At 74.3% G+C, this 21,952-nt stretch carries 19 protein-coding genes and 1 pseudogene; 7 read left to right on the top strand and 13 right to left on the bottom strand.

The window, feature by feature from the left end:
- Positions 1–1,105: pseudogene (locus ABZ783_RS24400) on the bottom strand (hypothetical protein); the annotation flags it as partial.
- A gap of 298 nt (positions 1,106–1,403) precedes the next feature.
- Positions 1,404–2,879, bottom strand: a complete 1,476-nt coding sequence (locus ABZ783_RS24395) for an aminopeptidase P family protein (protein ID WP_357441989.1) — start codon at positions 2,877–2,879, stop codon at positions 1,404–1,406.
- Between the two features lie 110 nt (positions 2,880–2,989).
- On the opposite strand from ABZ783_RS24395, the gene asnB reads away from it, so the two are divergent.
- Positions 2,990–4,951, top strand: coding sequence for an asparagine synthase (glutamine-hydrolyzing) (gene asnB / locus ABZ783_RS24390; protein WP_357441988.1), 1,962 nt, complete (start codon positions 2,990–2,992; stop codon positions 4,949–4,951).
- A gap of 64 nt (positions 4,952–5,015) precedes the next feature.
- Here asnB and ABZ783_RS24385 read toward each other — a convergent pair whose 3' ends face one another.
- Positions 5,016–6,119 (bottom strand): lytic polysaccharide monooxygenase, encoded by a 1,104-nt coding sequence (locus ABZ783_RS24385; protein ID WP_357441987.1) that lies wholly within the window; start codon positions 6,117–6,119, stop codon positions 5,016–5,018.
- A 360-nt stretch (positions 6,120–6,479) separates the two neighbouring features.
- Here ABZ783_RS24385 and ABZ783_RS24380 point away from each other — a divergent pair, with 360 nt between their 5' ends.
- Positions 6,480–7,412 (top strand): carbohydrate kinase, encoded by a 933-nt coding sequence (locus ABZ783_RS24380; protein WP_357441986.1) that lies wholly within the window; start codon positions 6,480–6,482, stop codon positions 7,410–7,412.
- A gap of 9 nt (positions 7,413–7,421) precedes the next feature.
- Here the strand turns inward: ABZ783_RS24380 and ABZ783_RS24375 are convergent, their stop codons facing one another.
- Complete coding sequence (locus tag ABZ783_RS24375; RefSeq protein ID WP_357442006.1) at positions 7,422–8,630, bottom strand: multidrug effflux MFS transporter; 1,209 nt, start codon at positions 8,628–8,630, stop codon at positions 7,422–7,424.
- A 96-nt stretch (positions 8,631–8,726) separates the two neighbouring features.
- On the opposite strand from ABZ783_RS24375, the gene ABZ783_RS24370 reads away from it, so the two are divergent.
- Positions 8,727–9,227 carry a MarR family transcriptional regulator gene (locus tag ABZ783_RS24370; protein WP_357441985.1) on the top strand — a complete coding sequence of 167 codons (501 nt, stop codon included), beginning with the start codon at positions 8,727–8,729 and terminating at the stop codon, positions 9,225–9,227.
- A 93-nt stretch (positions 9,228–9,320) separates the two neighbouring features.
- Here the strand turns inward: ABZ783_RS24370 and ABZ783_RS24365 are convergent, their stop codons facing one another.
- On the bottom strand, positions 9,321–10,151 hold the full coding sequence (locus ABZ783_RS24365) for an MBL fold metallo-hydrolase (RefSeq protein WP_357441984.1): 831 nt from the start codon (positions 10,149–10,151) through the stop codon (positions 9,321–9,323).
- Positions 10,148–10,552: a hotdog domain-containing protein gene (locus ABZ783_RS24360; RefSeq protein WP_357441983.1), complete on the bottom strand. Its 405-nt coding sequence runs from the start codon at positions 10,550–10,552 to the stop codon at positions 10,148–10,150. Before ABZ783_RS24360 ends, ABZ783_RS24365 begins: the two co-directional genes overlap by 4 nt.
- A 114-nt stretch (positions 10,553–10,666) precedes the next feature.
- On the opposite strand from ABZ783_RS24360, the gene ABZ783_RS24355 reads away from it, so the two are divergent.
- Positions 10,667–11,740, top strand: coding sequence for a phosphatase PAP2 family protein (locus ABZ783_RS24355; protein ID WP_357441982.1), 1,074 nt, complete (start codon positions 10,667–10,669; stop codon positions 11,738–11,740).
- Between the two features lie 27 nt (positions 11,741–11,767).
- On the opposite strand, the gene ABZ783_RS24350 is transcribed toward ABZ783_RS24355, so the two are convergent.
- From ABZ783_RS24350 to ABZ783_RS24340, 3 genes are all read right to left on the bottom strand, one after another.
- A complete protein-coding gene (locus ABZ783_RS24350; RefSeq protein WP_357442005.1) occupies positions 11,768–13,060 on the bottom strand; it encodes a PH domain-containing protein in 1,293 nt (430 codons plus the stop codon).
- A 260-nt stretch (positions 13,061–13,320) separates the two neighbouring features.
- Positions 13,321–13,848 carry a PH domain-containing protein gene (locus tag ABZ783_RS24345; protein WP_357441981.1) on the bottom strand — a complete coding sequence of 176 codons (528 nt, stop codon included), beginning with the start codon at positions 13,846–13,848 and terminating at the stop codon, positions 13,321–13,323.
- Positions 13,849–13,936: 88 nt separating this feature from the next.
- Positions 13,937–14,167: a hypothetical protein gene (locus ABZ783_RS24340; RefSeq protein ID WP_357441980.1), complete on the bottom strand. Its 231-nt coding sequence runs from the start codon at positions 14,165–14,167 to the stop codon at positions 13,937–13,939.
- A 241-nt stretch (positions 14,168–14,408) separates the two neighbouring features.
- Here ABZ783_RS24340 and ABZ783_RS24335 point away from each other — a divergent pair, with 241 nt between their 5' ends.
- From ABZ783_RS24335 to ABZ783_RS24325, 3 genes are read left to right on the top strand one after another with little or no spacing between them, the layout of a single operon-like run.
- On the top strand, positions 14,409–15,515 hold the full coding sequence (locus tag ABZ783_RS24335) for a MoxR family ATPase (RefSeq protein ID WP_357441979.1): 1,107 nt from the start codon (positions 14,409–14,411) through the stop codon (positions 15,513–15,515).
- Positions 15,494–16,492, top strand: a complete 999-nt coding sequence (locus tag ABZ783_RS24330) for a DUF58 domain-containing protein (RefSeq protein ID WP_357442004.1) — start codon at positions 15,494–15,496, stop codon at positions 16,490–16,492. Before ABZ783_RS24335 ends, ABZ783_RS24330 begins: the two co-directional genes overlap by 22 nt.
- Positions 16,489–17,439 (top strand): VWA domain-containing protein, encoded by a 951-nt coding sequence (locus tag ABZ783_RS24325; protein WP_357441978.1) that lies wholly within the window; start codon positions 16,489–16,491, stop codon positions 17,437–17,439. Before ABZ783_RS24330 ends, ABZ783_RS24325 begins: the two co-directional genes overlap by 4 nt.
- Before the next feature lie 356 nt (positions 17,440–17,795).
- Here ABZ783_RS24325 and ABZ783_RS24320 read toward each other — a convergent pair whose 3' ends face one another.
- The 4 genes from ABZ783_RS24320 to ABZ783_RS24305 all read right to left on the bottom strand — a co-directional run bounded on the left by ABZ783_RS24320 (position 17,796) and on the right by ABZ783_RS24305 (position 21,942).
- Entirely contained in the window at positions 17,796–19,061 is a 1,266-nt protein-coding gene (locus ABZ783_RS24320; protein ID WP_357441977.1) for an acyltransferase family protein, read from the bottom strand.
- A complete protein-coding gene (locus ABZ783_RS24315) occupies positions 19,058–19,954 on the bottom strand; it encodes an alpha/beta hydrolase (RefSeq protein ID WP_357441976.1) in 897 nt (298 codons plus the stop codon). The genes ABZ783_RS24320 and ABZ783_RS24315 overlap by 4 nt, the downstream gene beginning before the upstream one ends.
- Positions 19,955–20,053: 99 nt before the next feature.
- Positions 20,054–20,716, bottom strand: coding sequence for a response regulator transcription factor (locus ABZ783_RS24310; RefSeq protein ID WP_357441975.1), 663 nt, complete (start codon positions 20,714–20,716; stop codon positions 20,054–20,056).
- Entirely contained in the window at positions 20,713–21,942 is a 1,230-nt protein-coding gene (locus ABZ783_RS24305) for a histidine kinase (RefSeq protein WP_357441974.1), read from the bottom strand. The genes ABZ783_RS24310 and ABZ783_RS24305 overlap by 4 nt, the downstream gene beginning before the upstream one ends.
- Between the last annotated feature and the right edge of the window lie 10 nt (positions 21,943–21,952).

Here is a 21,952-nt window from a genome sequence, read left to right as displayed (position 1 = left end):
TCTCGGTCTTGCTGGGTTCCTTGCCCTGGAAGCGGCCGATGATCTCCACGGTGCCGGCCTCGTCGCGGCCCTTGACCCAGTAGTCCTTGTCCTTGTCCTTTTCCTTGCCCTCGCCGTTGGCGATGCCGCCGCCGTTCTCGCCGGCGGTGTTGTTGTTGATCCGGGAGTCCCGGATCTTGAGGACGCCGACGTTGAAGATGCCGCCGCCGTTGCGCTGGGCGTGGTTGTCCTCGACCTTGCTGTCGTCGAGGTCGACCCGGCCGAAGTTGGCGATGGCGCCGCCGTTGCCCTCGGCGTTGTTACGGGTCAGCTCCACCTTCTCCAGGTGCGCGCTACCGCCCCGCTCGACCAGGATTGCGCCACCGTCCGCCTCGCCCTCCTTCTTCTCTTCCTTCTTCTCCTGCCCCGGGATCGACGGCGCCGCCTGCGAATCCGATCCGCCCGGCGAGCCTGATCCCGGCGTCATCGGCGCGGCACCGTACTTGAACTCGGCGGCGTTGCCGTCCTTGAGGGTGAGGTCCTTCAGGGTCAGTTCGCCGCCGTCAGCGACCCGGAAGAGCCGGAAGGCGTCCTCGGAGTCGCGCTTGATGGTGGCGTCGTTGCCCTTGATGGTGATGTCCTGCCGGATCGTGGGCAGGGCCGTGCCGGACTTCTTGTCGGCGAAGTCGAGCTCGTAGACGCAGTCCTTGGCCAGCTTCAACGTGCCACCGTGATCCCGGTTGGCCAGGTCGATGGCCTCGACCAGCTTCTCGTCGCGGCAGGGCACCTCCCGCACCCGGCGGCCGTGCTCGTCACGCTCCTCACCGCGCTCGCCCCGCTCCTTGCCGTCCCGGCCGTTCTCGTCCGCCCGGTTCTGCTCCTCGTGGGCCTCCTTCTCGCCACCCTTGCCGGCGTCGCTCGCATTCTGCGGCGCGGCCGCGTGGTTCTCCGCGACGCGCTGCGCCTCGTCGGACTTGTCGTCACGAGCGGCGAGGCCACCCAGCGCCGCCAGCCCGACGACGCCGGTCAGCCCGGCCACGCCGGTGGCGACCCAGATCGCCCGCCGCCTGCTCGTGGGCGGGGTCGATGGGGCCCCGCCGTCGGAAGTCGTTACGTCGTTGGACATCAGAGCCTTCCGCCCTTTCGGTTACACAAAGGGGTCGCACCGCCCCTGGCAGGGCGACCAGCTACAAACCGGTTGTAGCCTCTGATCCACACCGTATGAGAAGGATCCTCACGAGGCGGACGTATCTGAAAAAACCCCACATTCGCCTCACGGCAGGCGGCGGACACCGTTCGGCATGTGCCGGTGACGAGGGTGCCGCGCAGCGCAAACAGCGGCGGGCCCCACCACCGGCGGCACAACGACGAAAACGTCGCAGCCGTCGGCGGTGGGGCCCGCCGTCAGGGTCGTCCGGCCGGGATCAGCCCGGCAGGCGCGGACCGGCCTCGCGCTGCTCGGCCAGCCACGTCTCCACCTCGTCCGAGCGGCGCGGCAGCCCGGCCGAGAGGTTCACCGCGCCGTCGGCGGTGACCAGGATGTCGTCCTCGATCCGCACGCCGATGCCGCGCAGCTCCTCGGGGACCAGCTCGTCCTCCGGCTGGAAGTACAGCCCCGGCTCGACGGTGAGCACGTAGCCCTCGCCGAGCGGACCGTCCCGGTACATCTCCTTCCGGGCGTTGGCGCAGTCGTGGACGTCGATGCCGAGCATGTGGCTGGTGCCGTGCAGGGTCCAGCGGCGGTAGACCGTCGAGGACGGGTCCATCGCCTCGTCCACGCTCACCGGCAGCAGGCCGAGGTCCTTCAGCGCCTCGGCCAGGACCCGCATGGCGGTCAGGTGCACGTCCCGGAACGCCACGCCCGGCTTGATCACCTCGATGCCGGCCTGCTGGGCGGCGTAGACCGCGTCGTAGACCTGGCGCTGGAGCGGAGTGAACCGGCCGTTGACCGGCAGCACCCGGGTCACGTCCGCGGTGTAGAGGTTGCGGTTCTCCACGCCCATGTCCATCAGCAGCAGCTCGCCCGGCCGGGTGGCGCCGTGGTTGTGCACCCAGTGCAGGATCGTGGCGTGCTCCCCGGCACCGACGATCGAGCCGTACCCGACGTCATTGCCGTCGTGCCGGGCGCGCAGCGCGAAGATGCCCTCCAGCAGCCGCTCCGAGACACCCCGGTCGGCCGGCAGCGCCCGGGCCACGTCCTCGAACCCGCGCACGGTGGCGTCGCACGCCTCCTGCAGCTGCGCGAGCTCCCACTCGTCCTTGACCAGCTTCAGCTCCGAGATGGCGATCGCCAGCTCCCGGTCGCGGCCCGGCTGCCCCTCGACCCGGGCCCCGTCGTACGGGCGCACCGCCGCGTCCACCCGGGTGTCGAAGCCGCGCAGCACCCGGGTACGCCCCGGCGCCAGGTCGGCCAGGGCCGCGTCCAGCTCGGTCAGGTCGGCGGTGGGCAGGCCCAGCTCGGTCGACCTCTCGTGCAGCGTGGGCCGCCGGCCCACCCAGAGCTCGCCGTTGCGGCTGCGGAAGAACTCGTCGGTCGCCCGCGACGACCGGGGCCGCATGTACAGGGTGGCGTCGCCGCTCGGGCGCAGCACCAGCACGCTGTCCGGTTCGAGGTCGCCGGTCAGGTACGCGAAGTCGCTGCCCGCCCGGAACGGGTGGTCGGTGTCGTTGGCGCGTACCTTCTCGTTGCCGGTGGGGATGACCAGCGTCTCGCCGGGGAAGGCCGCGGCGAGCGCGGCCCGCCGCTTGGCGTAGTTGGGCACCTCGGGGCGGGGGCCGACCGGTAGTTCGCTGTCCCGCCAGCCCTGCCGCATGAACGCCAGGAACGCCTCCGGGAAGTCCGGGTCGTGTGATTCGGTGCCGTCCGCCGGCTTACCCTGCTGGGTCCGCTCCTCGGCCATGATCCGCCTCCTCCGCCTCGTCGCTGGTGCAGACGGTACCGCGCGCACGGGAGCGGGGAGAGCCTGCGGTGCCGGGACGGCCGCTCCGGGCGCGTGGAAAGATGGCCATCATGTGCGGACTCCTGGCCTTCTTCAGCGCGCGCGGTGACGCCGCCGCCCACCGCGACCACATCGCAAGCGCACTGGAGTGCCTGCACCACCGCGGCCCGGACGAGACCGGGGTCGAGGTGGTGGGCGACGCCTCCGGCCGCTACGCGGACGGCGTGTTCGCGCACAAGCGCCTGGCGATCATCGACGTGGCCCTCAGCCACGAGCCACTGCCCTACGCGAACGGCCGTTACCTGCTCACCTTCAACGGTGAGATCTACAACTACATCGAGCTGCGGGACGAGCTGATCCGGGACTTCGGCGCCCAGTTCGCCACCAACGGCGACGGTGAGGTGATCGTCGCCGGCTACCACTACTGGGGCGAGCAGGTGCTCACGAAGTTGCGCGGCATGTTCGCCTTCGTGATCTGGAACCGGCAGGAGCGGCGGGCGTTCGGCGCCCGGGACTACTTCGGCATCAAGCCGCTGCACTACCTGGAGACCCAGGACGGGCTCTACCTCGCCTCGGAGAAGAAGGCGCTGCTGCCGTTCGCGCAGTCGGCGTACCAGGGCGACGCCGGGATCGACACGGCCAACCTGAGCCACTACCTGACCCTGCAGTACGTGCCGGAGCCGGGCACCCTGCACAAGGGGATCAGCCGGATCGGGTCGGGGGAGTACCTGACCTGGACGCCGGGCGGCCGGATCGAGGTGCGCCGGTGGTACCGGCCGGTGTTCCGGCCGGCGCCGGTGGCCGACGAGCAGAAGCTCTACCACGAGATCCGGGAGACGCTGCGGGAGAGCGTCCGGATGCACATGCGCTCGGACGTGCCGGTCGGCTCCTTCCTCTCCAGCGGCATCGACTCCACCGCGGTGGTCGCCCTGGCCCGGGAGTTCAACCCGAACATCCTCACCTTCACCGTCGGGTACGACGTGCCCGGCTACTCCGAGATCGACGTCGCCCAGGACTCGGCCCGGCACCTCGACGTGACCACCATCCCGACCAAGATCGGGCCGCAGGACATGATCGAGGCGCTGCCCAGGATCGTCTGGCACCTGGACGACCCGGTGGCCGACCCGGCGCTGGTGCCGCTCTACTTCGTGGCGAAGAAGGCCGCCGAGCACGTCACCGTGGTGCTCTCCGGCGAGGGCGCGGACGAGTTCTTCGGCGGATACACCATCTACCGCGAGCCGCTGTCGCTCAGCACGGTCAACGGCCTGCCGGGCGGGGTGCAGAAGGGCCTGCGGGCGGTGTCGAAGGCGATCCCGCAGGGCGTCAAGGGCAAGAGCTTCCTGGAGCGCGGCACCACCCCGATCGAGCATCGCTACTACGGCAACGCCCGAATGTTCACCGAGGAGGAGAAGCAGCACCTGTTGCGCCGCTACGACCCCTCGGTCCGCTACACCGACGTCACCGCGCCGATCTACGCGGAGTGCACCGAGCTGGACGACGTCACCAAGATGCAGTACGTCGACCTCTACACCTGGCTGCGCGGGGACATCCTGGTCAAGGCCGACCGGATCTCGATGGCGCACTCGCTGGAGGTGCGGGTGCCCTTCCTGGACCGGGAGGTCTTCAACGTGGCGGCCGGCATCCCGGTCGACCTGAAGCTCCCGCCCCGCTCCGAGGCCACCAAGTACGCCATGCGCCAGGCGCTGCAGGGCGTCGTCCCGCCGGCCATCGTCAACCGCAAGAAGCTCGGCTTCCCGACCCCGACCCGGGTCTGGCTGCGCGGCGAGATGTACGAGTGGGCCCGGCACGTGCTGGCCACCTCCGGCGCCGGCGACCTGATCGACCTGTCGTACGCGATGCGGCTGCTGGAGGAGCACAAGCGGGAGGAGGCGGACCACTCCCGCAAGGTGTGGACCGTGCTGATCTTCTGCATCTGGCACGCCATCTTCGTGGCCAAGACCCTCGACCCGGGCATCCAGCGCAACCAGTCGGCCCTGCTCACCAAGCCCGTCGTCGGCAGCATGGTCCGCTGACCCAGGTGGGAAGGAAGGGCCCCGCGGGTCGAACCGGGGGCCCTTCCTCACTGCGCGGGTCGGGTCACCGGCCGGTGCAGGTGACGGTGGGCAGGGTGTTGGTGCCGGAGGTGTTGGCGGTGAAGCCGAACGTGGTGGTGCCCTCCGGCGCGATGGTGCCGTTGTAGGGGGCGTTGGTGACCGTCACCGCCGCCCCGCTCGTGTTCGGCGTGCCGTTCCACAACTGGGTGATGGCCTGATCGTTGGCCCAGGTCCAGTTCGCCGTCCAGCCGCCGTACGTCCGGGAGCTGTGGTTCATGATCATGACCTCGCCCTGGAAGCCGCCCGGCCAGGCGTTGACCACCCGGTAGACCGCCATGCAGTCGCCGCCCGGCGGCGGCATGGTCGGGCTGGTGGTGGGCGTCGGCGACGGGCCGGTCGGAGTCGGCGTCGGCGTGGTGGGGGTGGGTGACGGCGTGCCGCCCGAACCGACCCCGGTCACCTCGCCGTTGCCGCCGTCGAAGGTCACGTCGGAGCAGCCGAAGAAGTTCTCCTGGCTGTCCGAGCGGACCCAGCGTGAGTAGATGATGTGCCGGCCACTCTTGTTCGCCGGCAGGGTGCCGGTGAAGTAGTAGTGCCCGTCGTTGGTGCCCACCGAGCCCCGCTGCGGCGGGTTGGTGACCGTCAGGAACGGCTCCTCCAGGTCGCTCCAGGCCAGCGGCCGGGTCGGGCTCCAACTGTCCCTGGTCACATAGAAGTAGAAGGTGCCCGGGTGGTGGGCCCAGTTGCTGTAGCGGAACTCCATCGTCCGCCCGGCGGTCAGGTGGGTGATCGGCCAGTCGTTGCGCGCCTGGTCGTAGCCGCTGAAGTTGGGGTTGCCGCCGCTGCACAGCCTCCCGTCGGGGATGAAGCCGACGGTCCGGCCGCCGGCGTCGGAGCGCAGCACGCTGAACCAGTTGTAAAGCGAGTTCGCCCCGTTCTCGGCGACCGCGGCCCCGCAGGCGGGGTTGTTGGGCCTGATCTCACCGGTCTGGGTGAGGCCGTCCTTCCAGCACAGGTAGGTCCGGGCGCCCGGGGTCATCGCCGCGCCGTGCGCGGCGGCCGGGTCGGAACCGGTGGCCAGGGCGAAGGCGCCCAGGGCCAGGGTGGCGGCCGCGGTGAGCAGCGCGGCCGTACGGGATCGGTGCACGGGTTCTCCTGACTCGCGGGACGGGACCCGCACCGGTCCGCCCCGCTGTGACGAGCGGATGTGACGATCGCGGTGCCACGCCCGGCGGTCGGAGTGCGGCCGGGGCCGTCGGGAGGCGTACACCGCCTGCGGTCCGTGCCACGGACCGGTGTGCCCTCGCGTCGGCTCGACCCGGCGGCCGGCGGCGCGGCAGCCCCCGCGCCACTCCGGCAGGCGCAATCCCATCACGTCCGGGTACCGCAGGCAATAGTCGAATCTCGATGCGATCGGTCGCCGCCGGTACGGTCTCGGTGTCGTCCCCGCGCGCCGCGCCCGGGCGATGCGCCAGGATCGGGGTACGACGGTTTGGAAGGAGCCAGGATGGGCTACGCGGTGGTGCTCGGCGAGGCGCTGGTCGACCTGCTCGAGACCAGGTACGACGGCGAACCCGGCTACCGGCAGGCGATCGGCGGCGGGCCGCTCAACGTGGCCGTGGCGGTGGCCCGGCTCGGCGGGGACGTCGAGTTCGTCGGGTCGTTCGGCGATGACGCGCTCGCGAAGCGGATCCGCGTCTTCCTGGGCGCGGCCGGCGTCGGGCTGGCCGGGGCCGTCACCGTACCGGCGCCGACGGCGCTGGCGGTGGCCACCTTCGCCGGCTCGGAACCGGACTTCCGCTTCTACGGGGAGCCCCGCTCGTACGCCCTGCTCACCCCCGACGACCTGGACGTGGCCCTGGTCGAGGGCGCCGACGTGCTCTACTGCGGCTCGATCGTGCTGCTGCACCCGCCGGTGCTGGCCGCCGCCCGGCGCGCCTGGGCGATCGCGGGGGCGTTGCGGGTGTTCGACCCGAACGTCCGTCCCCGGCTGCTGGACGGCCACGGCGCGCTGGACGGGCTGCGCGAGGTGGTCGCCGAGTTCGCCGCGAGCGCGCACCTGGTGAAGCTGAGCAGCGCCGACGCCACCCTGCTCTACCCCCGCGAGCCGGTGGAGGGAGTCGCCGCGTACCTGCGGGAGTTGGGCGCGGCCACCGTGGTGGTCACCCTGGGCGCGGACGGCGCCCTGCTCGCTGCCGGCGACGACGTGGTTCGTATCCCCGCCCCGAAGGTCCGGGCGGTGGACGCGACCGGTGCCGGGGACTCGGTGATGGGGGCGCTCATCGCCGAGTTGCTCGCCGCCGGCGAGCCGGTGGACCCGGTCGGCTGGCGGGAGCGGGTCGCCTTCGCCCTGCGCGTCGCCGGGCTGGTCTGCGAGTCTCCCGGTGGCGCCGTCGCCATGCCCGCCCGCGACGCCGTGCTCGCCCGCTTCCCCGCCTGACGGTCGGGGTCAGCGGGCGCGGGCGAGGGTGTGCACGGCGAGCAGGGAGAGCGCGGCGGTGACGGCCAGGACGGCGGCCATCGGTGTCGCGCTGCCCTCGCCGCCCAGCCCCACCAGCGGCGCGGCGAGCGCACCCACCACCGACTGGATGCCGCCCAGCAGCGCGGCGGCGGTGCCGGCGTGCCGGGCGTGCGCGTCCAGCGCCAGCGCCGTGCTGTTCGGCGTCACCATGCCCAGCGAGCCGACGAAGACCAGCAGGGGCGCCGCGACCAGGGCCAGGCTGCCGGCGAGCGCCCCGGTCAGCACGCCGACGGCGGCGACCGCGCTGACCAGCAGGGTGGTGACCAGGAGCCGGCGCGGGTCGTACCGGTCGAGCAGCCGGGCGTTGACCTGCCCGGTGGTGACCAGGGCGAGCGCGTTCAGCCCGAAGACGAGGCTGAACGCGGTCCCCGACACGCCGAAGACGTCCTGGAACACGAACGACGACCCGGAGATGTACGCGAAGAGCCCGGCGAAGGCGAGGCCCTGGGTCAGCGCGTACCCCAGGTAGACCCGGTCGGCGGCCAGCGACCGCATGGTGCGGGCGGTGGCGGCCAGGCCGCCGGTGCTGCGTCGTTCGGCGGGCAGGGTCTCCGGCAGTCGCAGCGCGACCGCGACGGCGAGCAGCAGCCCGATCGCCGCCAGCGTGAGGAAGACCGCCCGCCAGGACCCGTATCGCAGGACCAGGCTGCCGACGCTGGGCGCGGCCACCGGTGCCACGCCGAAGATCAGGGTGAGCCGGGAGAAGTACTTCGCCGCGGCCCGGCCGGCGTAGAGGTCGCGGACCACCGCCCGGGCGACCACCACCCCCATCCCGCCGGCCACGCCCTGGGCGAGGCGCGCGGCGGCCAGCGCGGGGGCGTTCGGCGCCGCCGCGCAGACCAGCGCCAGCAGCGCGTACGCGGTGACGCCGACCAGGACCGGACGCCGCCGCCCCCAGCGGTCGCTGAGCGGGCCGGTGACCAGTTGGCCGAGGGCGAGACCGATCAGGCAGGTGGTCAGCGAGAGCTGGATCTGGGCCTGGTCGGTGCCGAGTTCGCGGGTCATCGCCGGGAAGGCCGGCAGGTACATGTCCAGCGAGAGCGGGCCGATCGCGGTGAGGGTGCCGAGCAGCACGAGCAGTGCCGTCCCGCCGGCGCGCGGGCCCGCCACGACGGTGGCCGGTGGCGGAGTCGTCAGCGCGGTCTGGCTCAACGCGGGTCCCCCAGGGTCGATGATCGCCGACTAACCTTAGCTCTGTAGGCAGAACTATTGCGCTGTGAAGTAGGTGACCTGGTGCCGACCGAGGAGACCGTCGCCCGGCTGGGCGCCCTGGTGGGGGAGCTGCACCGGCTGCTGCGCCGCAGCGCCGCCGGCCGGGCCAACCGGGAGGTCCTGCCCGAGGCTCAGGTGGAGCTGCTCCTGCTGGTCCGCACCGAGCCCGGCATCAGCGGCAAGGAAGCGGCCCGACGGCTCGGCACGGCGCCGAACACCGTGAGCACCCTGGTCCGCGACCTCGCCGACGCGGGGCTGCTGACGCGGGACCGCGACCCGGCTGACCGCCGCGTCGTCCGCCTCCGGCTCACCGACGCCGCCCAGGCCCGGATGGCCGATCACGCGGCGCACCGCAGCGCGCTGCTCACCGAGGCCCTGGCCGGCCTGGACCCCGCCGCCCGGGACGCGGTCCTGGGCGCCGTCCCGCACCTCGACGCCCTGCTCACCCGCCTGCGCCGGCCCCGCTCCGCCGATCAGCCCGTCCCGGCGGCCTCCGGCGACCGGAGCGTGCGCGAACCATGAAGTAGTGCCCACCTGCTGGTGGCTGGTGGCGAGGCCCCTACTTCCTGGATCGTGCGCGATCTTGCCGGCCGCTCCGCGACTTGCCGGCCGGCGTCAGGCGGTGCCGTCGAGCTCGGCGTAGCCGCGGCGGGCGGCGATCAGACCGGGACGTGCGCCGAAGGGCGACTCCGCGGCCACCCGCTCGGGCGGGGCGTTGCCGGTGTGACCGGCCCGGATCAGCCAGGCCTGCTGGACCAACTGGGCGTGCTGGGCCCGGACGAACTCCGGGTCGACCGGCGTGCCGTGCCCGGGCACCACGATCGTGTCGGGGGTGGTCATCCGCAGCAGCTCGGCCACCGCGTCCGGCCACTGCAGCGGGTACGACTCCTCGAAGGCCGGCGGGCCGCTCTGCTCCACCAGGTCGCCGGCGACCAGCACGTCCGCGTCCGGCACGTGCACCACCAGATCGGCGTCGGTGTGCCCGTGGCCCGGGTGGCGCACCACCACCCGCCGGCCGCCGACGTCGAGCACGGTCTCGGTGAGGACCGGGTGCGTCGGGGCCAGCAGCTCGGTCCCGGCCAGCTCGGCGGCGAGCGCCGGCTGCTCGTCGCGCATCTCCTCGTACGCCGCCCGGCGCAGCTCGTCGGGGCGGTCGCGCAGCGCGGCGGCGGCCAGCTCGTGCGCGTATACCGGGCGGGGCGGGTCGGCGGCCAGGGTGGCGTTGCCGAAGCAGTGGTCGAAATGGTGGTGGGTGTTGACGACGGTCCACGGGTGCGCGGTGACCGCCCGGGCCGCCTCGGCCAGCTGCCGGGCCTGCCCGACGGTGGAGAGGGTGTCCACCAGCAGCGCCGCGCCGTCGCCCACCACCAGCGTCACGTTGACCTGCAGCAGCGGCTCACGCAGCAGGTGGACGCCGTCGGCGACCTCGACGAACCGGACGGTCATGACGCCTGCGAGGCGCGCTCCAGGAAGCGCTGCCGATCGACCAGCATCCGCTCGACCCGCCCGTCGGCCACGATCTCGTCGCCGTCGGCGACGGTCACCTCGAACAGCAGGCGCCGGCCGTCGACCTTGGCCAGCCGGGCCCAGGCGATCACCGTCCGCCCGACCGGGGTCGGCGCCCGGTGGTCCAGTTCGACGCGGAGCCCGACCGTGGTCCGCCCGGTCGGCATTCGGGTCGCGGTGGCCGCCACGCTCGCCGCCTCGACGAGGGCGAGCACCCTCGGCGTGCCGAGCACCGGCACGTCACCGGAGCCCACCGCCTGCGCGGTGTCGGCGTCCGTGACGGTCAGCTCGACCCGGGCGGCCAGGCCCGGCGCGAACGGCGTCTCCGGCTGCTCCTGCATGCCCCGAGCCTAGACGAGCCGGGGCCGAGACGCCCGGTGTCCCCGTCGTCGGTGCGTCGACCGACGGGTGGTCGGCGTCAGTCGATCCGTAGCCCGCCGTTAACCTTGACCGCGATGGCCGTCGTGACAGACCCCCAGCCCCCCGCCCGGACCGGCACCACCTCCTCGCCCGACGGCGGACGCCGTCGGGTGGTGGCGATGACGATCTGGGGGGTCGCCTTCGTGGCCGCCTGGCTCGCCATCGGCCTGCCGACCGATCCCGCGTACGCCTTCCTCTGGATCTGGGCGGGCACCATCGCCTGGCACTCCGCCAAGCCGTGGCGCAGCCACCTGCGCTTCGCGCGGGACTGGATCCCCGTGGTGCTGCTGCTGGCCGTGTACAACCTCTCCCGGGGCTTCGCCGACAACGGCGCGACCCCGCACGCCATGGAGTTGATCGTCGCCGACCGGTTCATGCTCGGCTGGGCCACCGGCGGCGAGGTGCCCACCGTCTGGCTCCAGAAGCACCTCTACCGGCCCGAGGTGCACTGGTGGGACGTGGCGGTCAGCTGGGTCTACTTCTCGCACTTCGTGGCGACGTTCGCCGCCGCCGCGGTGCTCTGGATGCGCGACCGTTCGCGCTGGGCGGCGTACATGCGGCGCTGGGGTTTCCTCTGCGCGGCCGGGCTGGCCACCTACTTCCTCTACCCGGCCGCCCCGCCGTGGTGGGCCGCGCAGAACGGCCTGCTCACCGAGGTCGCCCGGATCTCCACCCGGGGCTGGAAGGAGATCGGCATGCACGGCGCGGGCAATCTGCTCAACGCCGGGCAGATCGCCTCCAACCCGGTTGCCGCCATGCCCTCGCTGCACACCGCGTTCGCCCTCTTCGTGGTGCTGTTCTTCCTGGGCTCGGTGCGGAAGCGCTGGTGGCCGCTGCTGCTCGCGTACCCGCTGGCGATGACCTTCACCCTGGTCTACAGCGGCGAGCACTACGTGATCGACGTGCTGGTCGGCTGGGCGTACGTCGGGCTGACCTTCCTGGTGGTCGGCCTGGCCGAACGCTGGTGGGCGGCCCGCCGGGCGCGGCGCGCGGCGGCGGCACCCGCCCGGGGTCCGGCTCCGACCGTGCCGGCCCCGGCCGCCCCGGTCGACGCCGCCCCGGTCGACGTCGAGCCGGCGATCGCCGACCCGGTGCCGGCCGAGCGCTGACACGTGCCGGCGGAGCGTTGATCTTGTTCAGTGGCGCCGGCTGCCGTCGGCGTGCCGGGCGGCGTGCGCCCGCGCGGTCAGCTCGGCCGCCAGGTCCCACGCCTCGGCCAGGTCCCGGTCGGGCGCGGCCGCGCCCGACCCGCCGGCGGTGTCGGCGTGCACGGTGGCCAGCCGCAGCCGCCGCTGCGCCGGCCCCTGGGTCACCCGCACGCTCTGGATCCGGGCGTACGGCACCACCGTCAACTGGCGGGTGAGCAGCCCGGAGCGGGCCACGAACACCCGATCGTCGAGGCCGGCGCCGACCGCCGTGCGGGTCAGCGGGCGCAGCCAGCGCGCCCGCCGTGGCGGCGGCGTCGACGGCAGCGCGCCCAGCCGTACGCCGGACAGCACCTCGGCGACGATCAGTTCCCCGGTTCGCATGTCGCCGACCGGCAGCAGCCGGTCCGGCCGGTTCCGGTCGTCCGGCTCGGCGGCCGAGTAGCCGGCCACCTCCAGCCGCAGCCGCAGCCAGCCCTTCATCCGCCAGAGCAGCGGCCAGGTCACCCGGACGGTCTGCACCCGGTGCAGCGGGACGGTCTGTACCCGCGTCTCCAGCAGGCCGTTGTGGACGCGCAGCGTGTCGTCGTCCCGGTCGAGCCGGAACGACCAGTCGTCGAGCACTCGGCGCACCGGTTGCAGCACCACACCCGCCATCGCGGTGATCGTGCTGGCCACCGCGATGAACGACCACGATCCCTCGGAGAGGAACTGCGCCACCACGAACGCCACGCCGAACGGGAGCAGGAACGCCTGCGGGGTGAGCAGCTGGCTGACCAGCAGGTCCTGGTTGCGTACGGCGTGCAGCCGCCGGCCGGCCGGGGCCGGTGGCGGCGGCGCGCCGGCCGCGGGCGGGACGACCTCGGGCGCGCGGCCGGCGACGGCGAGCAGCCGCTGCCGCAGCGCGACCGCCTCGGCGACCCCCAGGTACGCCAGCGGCGCCTCGGTCTTGCCCCCGCCGACCACCTCCAGCCGCAGCTCGGCCAACCCGGTGAGCTGCGCCAGCAGCGGCCGGACCACCTCGACGGCCTGCAACCGCTCCAACGGGATCGCCCGGGTACGCCGCCAGATCAGGCCCTCGTGCACCCGCAGCTCGCGGCCCACCACGTGGTAGCCGGTGTTCCACCAACTGACCACGGCCAGCACGGTGGCGCCGGCGGCGAAGATCGTCACCAACACGGCGAACCAGCCGAAGCCGACCCGGGACAGCGTCGACCAGGAGAGCCCGGCGATGACCACGACCAGAGACTTCGCGCCGTGCAGCACCGGGCTCAGCGGGTGCAGCCGCTGCCGCGGCTCCGCACCCCCCGGTGCGGGCGAGGTGGGGCTCCCCGGCCAGCCGGGACCGGGTGCGCCTTGGCCGGGTGGGGGCGGCGCGGGCGGTCCGTATGCCGGGGGGAACGGTGACGGGGATGGGGCAGCGGGTCGGTCGTCGCCGGCGGCCAGGTGTGGTGGCGGAGTGCCGGTCTCCGGACCGGGGGGCGGAGTGCCGGGCTCGAAATCGGCCGGGGGCGGGTCCGGCTCGGGTGCGGCCGGGCCGTGACTCACAACCCCTCCGCCCGGTCCTCGCCCAGCGCGGTCAGCCGGTCCCGCAGTCGGGACGCCTCCGCCGGCCGCAGGCCGGGCACCCGGGCGTCGCTCGCCGCCGCGGCCGTGTGCAGTTGCACCGTGGCCAGGTCGAACGCCCGCTCCAGCGGGCCCGCGGTCACGTCGACGAACTGCATCCGGGAGTACGGCACGATGGACAGCCGCCGGACCAGCAGCCCGTGCCGGACCAGCAGGTCGTTCTCCCGCTCGGCGTACCCCCAGGCGTGCACCGCCCGGACGATGGTGACCGTCCGCCAGGCGGTCAACAGGACCGCGACGCCGAGGGCGGCGACGGGCAGCCAGTGGCCGGTGACCGCCCAGGCCACGCCGAGCACCACCAGCGCCACGGCGAACCCGACGCCGAGCCGGATCAGCTCCACCCAGATCAGGTCGCGGGAGATCGGCTGCCACCGGACCGTGTCCGGCCAGGGCTCCAGCGGGCCGGGCGGGGCCGGCTGGCGGCCGGCGAGGTCGTCACCGTTCACCGCGGTGATCCGCTGCGCTCGCTCACGCCGCCTCGCTTCGCTCGACGGCGGCGGGGCGCCACGCTGCTGAGCTGAATGGTTCGCTCGCTCACGGTTCGAGCGTAGGCGATTGCGGGACCGGCACCACCTCGCGCAGGAAGCCGCGCGCGTCGAGGAACGCCCCGAGGGACTCCCGGTGGTCGGGACAGGCCAGCCAGGTCTTGCGCCGATCGGCGTCGTGCAGGCGGGGATTGTTCCAGCGCAGGGCCCAGACGGCGAGGGCGCGACACCCCCGCGCCGAGCAGATCGGCGCCTCGTCGACGGGAGTGGGAGTGGTCACCGGGGCGAGTCTAGGCCCGCACGCCCGGGAAGCTTAGCGCCGGGCGGCCACGGGGGGAGCCGCCCGGCGACGGGGTGAATCGTACACACGCTGGACCCCTTGTTGTCCACCCGTGTTCAGCGTTTTCCGTGCGGAGGGACGGCGCGGCGAAAATCGTCCCTCTCCCACCCTCGGCTCTCAGCCGGGCATGACAGTCTTGATACGCACGACACCGCGACGACGATCAAGCTGTGGAGGACCGGTGGCCCAGCCGACCACGCCCGACGCCCCGATTCCGACCGAGGCCGTGCCGGGCGCGCCGCCGCCGGTGAGCACCACCCCGGCCCAGGACGCCACCCTGCTGGAGCGGGCGCTGTTCGAGATCAAGCGGGTGATCGTCGGCCAGGACCGGATGGTCGAGCGGATGTTCGTGGCCCTGCTCGCCCGGGGGCACTGCCTGCTGGAGGGGGTGCCCGGCGTGGCCAAGACCCTCGCCGTGGAGACCCTGGCCAAGGTGGTCGGCGGGTCGTTCGCCCGGGTGCAGTTCACCCCGGACCTGGTGCCGGCCGACATCATGGGCACCCGGATCTACCGGCAGTCGAGCGAGAAGTTCGACGTCGAACTGGGCCCGGTCTTCGTGAACTTCCTGCTCGCCGACGAGATCAACCGAGCCCCGGCGAAGGTCCAGTCGGCGCTGCTGGAGGTGATGAGCGAGCGCCAGGTGTCCATCGGCGGCGAGACCCACCCGGTACCCGACCCGTTCCTGGTGATGGCGACCCAGAACCCGATCGAGCAGGAGGGTGTCTACCCGCTGCCGGAGGCGCAACGGGACCGCTTCCTCATGAAGATCGTGGTCGGCTATCCGACCGACGCCGAGGAGCGGGAGATCGTCTACCGGATGGGGGTGGCCCCGCCAGAGCCGGCCCGGGTCTTCGACACCCCGGACCTGATCGCCCTCCAGCACAAGGCCGACCAGGTCTTCGTGCACAACGCGCTGGTCGACTACGCGGTCCGGCTGGTGCTCGCCACCCGCGCCCCCGCCGAGCACGGCATGCCGGACGTGGCACAGCTCATCCAGTACGGCGCCAGCCCGCGCGCCTCGCTCGGCCTCGTCCGGGCCACCCGGGCGCTGGCCCTGCTGCGCGGCCGGGACTACGCGCTGCCGCAGGACGTGCAGGACATCGCCCCGGACATCCTGCGTCACCGGCTGGTGCTCAGCTACGACGCGCTCGCCGACGACGTGCCGGCCGACCACATCGTGCACCGGGTGATGTCGACCATCCCGCTGCCGTCGGTCGCGCCCCGGCAGCAGGCCACGCCGCCACCAGCCGCGCCGCCCGGCGCCGGCTGGCCCGGGCAGCGGCCGTGACGCCACCCACCCGGCTGCCGGCCACCGGCGACCGCTCCGGCGCCGTCCTCGCCCGGCTGCAGCTGATGGTCACCCGCAAGCTCGACGGGCTGCTCCAGGGCGACTACGCCGGGCTGCTGCCCGGACCGGGCAGCGAGGCGGGCGAGTCCCGCGAGTACCGCCCCGGCGACGACGTACGCCGGATGGACTGGCCGGTCACCGCGCGGACCACGACGCCCCACGTCCGGCGTACGGTGGCCGACCGGGAGCTGGAGACCTGGCTGGCGGTGGACCTCTCGGCCAGCCTGGACTTCGGCACCGGGCAATGGCTCAAGCGCGACGTGGTGGTGGCCGCCGCGGCCGCCCTGGTCCACCTGACCGTCCGGGGTGGCAACCGGATCGGTGCGGTGGTCGGCACCGGAGCCGCACTGCCCGCACAGACCGGCCGGTGGCGGAGCGGTCCGCCGGCCACCGGACCCGGCACCCTGCGGCGGCTGCCCGCCCGGGCCGGCCGCAAGGAGGCGCAGGGGCTGCTCCGGGCCATCGCCGGGACGGAGATCCGGCCGGGGCGCAGCGACCTCGGCGCGCTGGTCGACATGCTCAACCGGCCGCCCCGGCGGCGGGGTGTGGCGGTGGTCATCTCCGACTTCCTCGCACCGCCACAGCAGTGGGGCCGGCCGCTCCGTAAGCTGCGGGTCCGGCACGACGTGCTGGCGATCGAGGTGGTCGACCCGCGCGAGCTGGAGCTGCCCGACGTGGGGGTGCTGCCGGTGGTCGACCCGGAGACGGGGGAACTGCACGAGGTGCAGACCGCCGACCCGGGCCTGCGCCGCCGGTACGCCGACGCGGCGGCCGCCCAGCGCGCGGCCGTCGCCACCGAGCTGCGCGCCGCCGGCGCCGCCCACCTGCGACTGCGTACCGACCGAGACTGGCTCCTGGACATGGTGCGGTTCGTGGCCGCCCAGCGGCACGCCCGGACCCGAGGGACGACCCGATGATCCGTTTTCTGCAACCGTGGTGGCTGCTGGCCGTGCTGCCGGTGCTCGCCCTGGCCGCGGCGTACGTCTGGCGGCAGCTGCACCGCCGGGCGTACGCGATGCGGTTCACCAACGTCGACCTGCTGCGTACCCTCGCGCCCAAGGGGCTGGGCTGGCGGCGGCACGTGGCGGCCACCGCCTTCCTGCTCTGCCTGCTGGTGCTGTCCACCGCGCTGGCCCGGCCGGCCATCGACACGAAGGAGCCGCTGGAGCGGGCCACCGTGATGCTGGCCATCGACGTGTCGCTGTCCATGCAGGCCGACGACGTCGCCCCGAACCGACTGGAGGCCGCCCAGGAGGCGGCCAAGCAGTTCGTCGGGGAGCTGCCGGAAAGCTACAACCTCGGGCTGGTCTCCTTCGCCAAGTCGGCGAACGTGCTGGTCCCGCCGACCAAGGACCGGGCCGCGGTGACCACCGCCATCGACGGGCTGGTGCTGGCCGAGGCGACCGCCACCGGCGAGGCCGTCTTCACCTGCCTGGAGGCGATCCGCTCGGTGCCCGCCGACGGCGCGGCCGGCATCCCGCCGGCCCGGATCGTGCTGCTCTCCGACGGTTACCGCACCTCGGGCCGGTCGGTGGAGGAGGCGGCCGCGGCGGCGCAGGCGGCCAACGTGCCGGTCTCCACCATCGCGTTCGGCACCGACTCGGGCCAGGTGGACATCGGTGGCCAGCTGCAGCGGGTGCCGGTGGACCGGGCGGCGCTGTCGCAGCTCGCGGAGACCACCCAGGGCTACTTCTACGAGGCCGCCTCGGTGAGCGAGTTGAAGCAGGTCTACCAGGACATGGGCAGCTCGATCGGGTTCCGCACCGAGCCGCGGGAGATCACCCAGTGGTACGCGGGGATGGCGCTGCTCCTCGCCCTCTGCGCGGGTGCGCTGAGCCTGCTCTGGTCGTCCCGCCTGATCTGAGGCGCGACGGCCGGCGGGACGGCAGCGACGGCCGGCCGGGGTGCGCCCCGGCCGGCGCGGTCAGCGACCGCCGGCCAGGACGAAGAGGACGGCCACCCAGACGGCGGCGAGGGTGAAGCCCAGCGGGGCGACGTAACGGCTCATGTGACTGCTCCGTGGCGACGGGACGGTCCGGGCGGCAGGGTCCGGACCGCAGGGGTGGCTCAGGACGTACGCACACGAAGTCGTGACCGGGTTGCTCCGCCACCGGCGGGCCCGACGGGCCACGCGGCAGGATCACCCCCGGCCGACGGCCGAGGAGACGGGAGTTGCACCGGGGCGGGAAGCGGGGTCAGCTGCGCCGACTGAGTCGCGGCTCAGCGGGGCTGACGGTCGGCCCGGCCACGACTGGAAGGATCGCTATCTCGCACAGCGATCACCTCCTCCGGTCGGCGGGGCACGAAGGTCACGGGCGATCCCGCCCGCAAACGAGGATCATCGTACACCCGACGGCCCGGCGCCCCGCACTCGGCCGACCGGTCCGCCCGCGCCGCCCGGTCGACGAGCGCCGTCGCGGGCCGACGAGTGTGCCCTCGGCCGGAGCGCACCAGCACCGCCAGGACCAGCGCGAGCAGCGGCAGCCAGCACAGCCGTGCGGCCAGCCAGCCGGGACCGTCGGGCGGGGTGTGCAGCCCGGGCAGCGGACCGGCGAACCGGGCGGCCAGCACGCTGACCCCGACCAGGACCGGCTGGTGGCAGAGGTAGACGCGCATGGCCTGCCGGTTCACCCCGCGGACAAGGCGCGCCGACGCGGGCCGGTCGAGCAGCCGGCGCAGCGCCGGTCGGGCCAGCAGTCCGGCGCCGACCTGCGCCGCGGCCAGGGCGACGGCGAGCAGCGAGGGCGGGCTCAGGTTCGACCGGCCGGCGCCGGGCACCCCGACCGCGCTGACCGGATAGCCGAGGGCGAGCAGCGCGGCCAGCGCGACGGCCCCGACGACGATCAGCGTCCCGGCCGCGCGGCGCCCCGCGAGCCGTCCCTCGGCGTGTGCCAGCCCGAGCAGGTAGGGCACCGACCACGCGGCGAGCACGGCGACCGGCAGCAGCCACGGGCGTGCCGCCGGCAGGCGTACCGCGAGATCCGCGCCGGCGACCACGGCCGCGGCGGGCACCGCGCAGCGCACCGGTCCCCATCGCCGTACGGCGGCGGCCAGTGGCGCGGTGAGCGCCGAGAGGGCGGCCAGGGGGAGCAGGAACCACAGTGGACTGGCGGTCAGCGTCACCGCGACGCTGAGGACGTCGTCCGGGGCGCCCAACACGATCGCGACCAGCAGCCCGGCCGCGCCCACGCCGAGCAGGGCCAGGGCGGGCCGGACCAGGCGGCCCAGCCGGCGGAGCAGCCATCGCGCGGGGCTGGCGGCCGAGCCGGCCAGCGAGCGGCCGGCGGCGTGACCGGCGGCGAAGAAGAACAGGCCCAGCGCCTGGAACAGCCAGCTGGCCGGGGCCAGCGCCGGCATGGTGGCCAGCGGGCTGGCCTGGTGCACCGTCCCGTCGGGCGCCAGCACCAGGGCGGTGACCAGCCAGTGCCCCAGCACCACCGCGCCGATGGCGTACGCCCGCAGCGCGTCCACGACGCGGTCCCTCATCGCGCGACCCCCGCCCGGACCTCGCCACCCAGCACCACCGCGGCGACCGCCGGCAGCGTCGCCGTGCCGGGCACCAGGTAGCCGTCGTGCCCGGCGACGCCGTCGACCGGCAGCGGCCGGGCGCCGAAGGCCGGGTCACCGGGCCGGATGCCGTGCCCCAGGCCGGGCAGCCGTACCTGCGGCACCCGGCGGATCCAGTCGGTCGGCGCCTCGGCCGCCCACACCCGGACGCCACCGAGCCGGCCCGCCCGGTCCACGCCGGTGCCGATGCCGCCGAGCGTCACCAGGTCGCTGACCTGCGCCGGGGCGCGCCGCGCGGACCGCCCGACCACCAGCGACCCGTAACTGTGCCCGATCAGGGTGATCGCCGCGTCCGGCCGGCGGGCGGCCAAGGTGCGCAGCGTGCCGAGCAGCGCCGCCGCGCCGCGGTCGGCGCTGGCGGTCCCGGCCGCGGTGAGCATGCCGTCCGGCGCGTCGTAGCCCAGCCAGGCCAGCACCGCGACCCGGGCCGCCGGGTCGTCCGCCCGCAGCTCCCGGTACAGGTCGCGGGCCTGCCGGGCCGGGGCGCGCCGGGCCACCCCGCCGAGCCCGCGGTCGAAGTCCCGCAGCGTGCTGCCCACCCCGGGCACCAGCACCGCGATCCGATCGGCGGTCGCCAGGTCGCCCAGCACCTCCACGGCGAGGCCGTCGCCGCGCGGATCGAAGACCAGGAACCGCCGGCCGTCCGCAGCCCACCGGTCGTACGGCGGGCCGCCCGCGCGCAACCGCGCGGCCACCGTCGGGTACGCCTCGACGTACGCCGCCGGTGCGGTCGGGCCGGGGCGGCCCGGTGCCAGCAGGCCGAGGCCGAGCAGCGCGGTCGCCGCCACCCGGGCGGGTCGGGTCCAGTGCATCGTGGTGCTCCCTCCGGAAGTGGTCCGGCGGAAGCGTGCGGTGCGGACGGGGCGGAGATCGTCACCCTGCGGGCTGGTTCCCGGCGTACTACCCCGGAGCTATTCGCCGGCGGCCACCAGACCCGTCTCGTAGGCGAGGACCACGGCCTGGGCGCGGTCGCGGAGCTGGAGCTTCGCGAGGATCCGCCCGACGTGGGTCTTCACGGTCTGCTCGGCGACCACCAGGTCCGTGGCGATCTCCGTGTTGGAGCGGCCCCGGGCGATCAGCCGGAGCACGTCGGTCTCCCGAGGGGTCAGCGCGGCCAGGTCGGTGGGGCGGGGCCGGCGCCGGCCGGGGCGGGCGGCGAAGTCGGCGATCAGCCGGCGGGTCACCGACGGGGCGAGCAGCGCGTCGCCGGCCGCCACCACCCGGACGGCGTGCACCAGGTCGGCGGCGGGGGCGTCCTTGAGCAGGAAGCCGCTCGCCCCGGCGCGCAGCGCCTCGTAGACGTAGTCGTCCAGGTCGAAGGTGGTCAGGATGAGCACCCGGGGGCGGTCGGTCCGGCGGTCGCCGAGGAGTTGGCGGGTGGCGGCGAGCCCGTCCAGCACCGGCATCCGCACGTCCATCAGCACCACGTCCGGGTCCAGCCGGCGGGACGCCTCGACGGCCGCCGCGCCGTCCGCGGCGTCCCCGACGACGAGCAGGTCCGGCTGGGCGGCCAGCAGCGCGCCGAAGCCCTGCCGGACCATCGCCTGGTCGTCCGCGATCAGCACCCGGATCATCCGGCACCGTCCTCCCCGTCGTAGGGCAGCTGCGCGGCCACGGCGTAGCCGCCGCCGTCGACCGGCCCGGCGGCGAACGTGCCGCCCAGCGCGAGGGCCCGTTCCCGCATCCCGGTCAGCCCGTGCCCGGCGCCCCGCTCGGCCCCGGTCGGCGCGCCCGTGCCGGCGGTGTTCTCGACGCGTACCGCCAGGGCGCGGGGACCGGGGCGGACGGTGACCCGCACCGCGGCGCCGGCGGCGTGCCGGGCGGCGTTCGCCAGCCCCTCCTGCACGATCCGGTACGCGGCCAGCCCGACCGGCGTGGGCGTCCCGGCGGTCGGCGCGGGGGCGTCCAGGGTGACCGCGAGGCCGGCCCGCCGGGCGGTCTCCACCATGGCCGGCAGGTCCGCCAGGTCAGGCTGGGGCGTGGTCGCCGGGCCCGCGGCCTCGCTGCGTAGCACCCCCAGCAGGCGGCGCATGTCGGTGAGCGCCTCCCGGGCCGACCCGGCGACGGCGGCGAACTCGGCCCGGGCCGGCTCCGGCAGGTCGCCGAGGCGGTAGGGGGCGGTCTCCGCCTGCACGGCGATCATCGACATGTGGTGGGCCACCACGTCGTGCAGCTCGCGGGCGATCCGGGTGCGCTCCTCCAGCACCGCCCGGCGCTCCTTCTCCCGTTCGCTGAGCTCGGTCTGCGCGGCGAGGGCTCGGCGGGACAGCCGGTTGCCGCGGACGAGGTGGCCGAGCACCAGCAGGGTCAGGACCAGCAGCAGTACGCCAGCCCAGTTGTTGGAGCCGACCAGCGTAACCACCGGCACCATCGTGATGACGCCGACCCAGAGCAGCACCGGCCGGTCGACCCGGGCCGCCACCACCGCCAGCACGAGCAGCGACCCGAGCACCAGGACCGGGTTCCACGGCCAGGCCTGGCCCGGCGGCGCGTTGAACGTGCAGGTGAGCAGCGCCACGATGGTGAGCCGCCAGGCGAACAGCGGACGCCGGGGCAACGCGAGCAGCGGGGCGACGGTCAGCCCCGCGAACAGGATCGCCACCACCCCGGGCAGGTGCCGGCCGGTCTCCTCGGCCAGGGTGGCGGCGAACAGGACCACCACCGCGAGCAGGCCGACGGGGCGCGCGTACCGGGACAGCCGGGGCCAGCGCTCCAGCGGCGGCCGGGAGGGCGGGAAGTCCGGTCCCGCGACGGTCCGCCGCAGCGCCTGCCAGGCGGCCCGGACAGGGTGCTTCTCCATCAGCGGCAGC

Origin of the sequence: Micromonospora sp. NPDC047738 (genome assembly GCF_040642675.1) — a bacterium.
Taxonomy (GTDB): domain Bacteria; phylum Actinomycetota; class Actinomycetes; order Mycobacteriales; family Micromonosporaceae; genus Micromonospora.
This window is presented reverse-complemented; position numbering and strand designations above follow the sequence as displayed.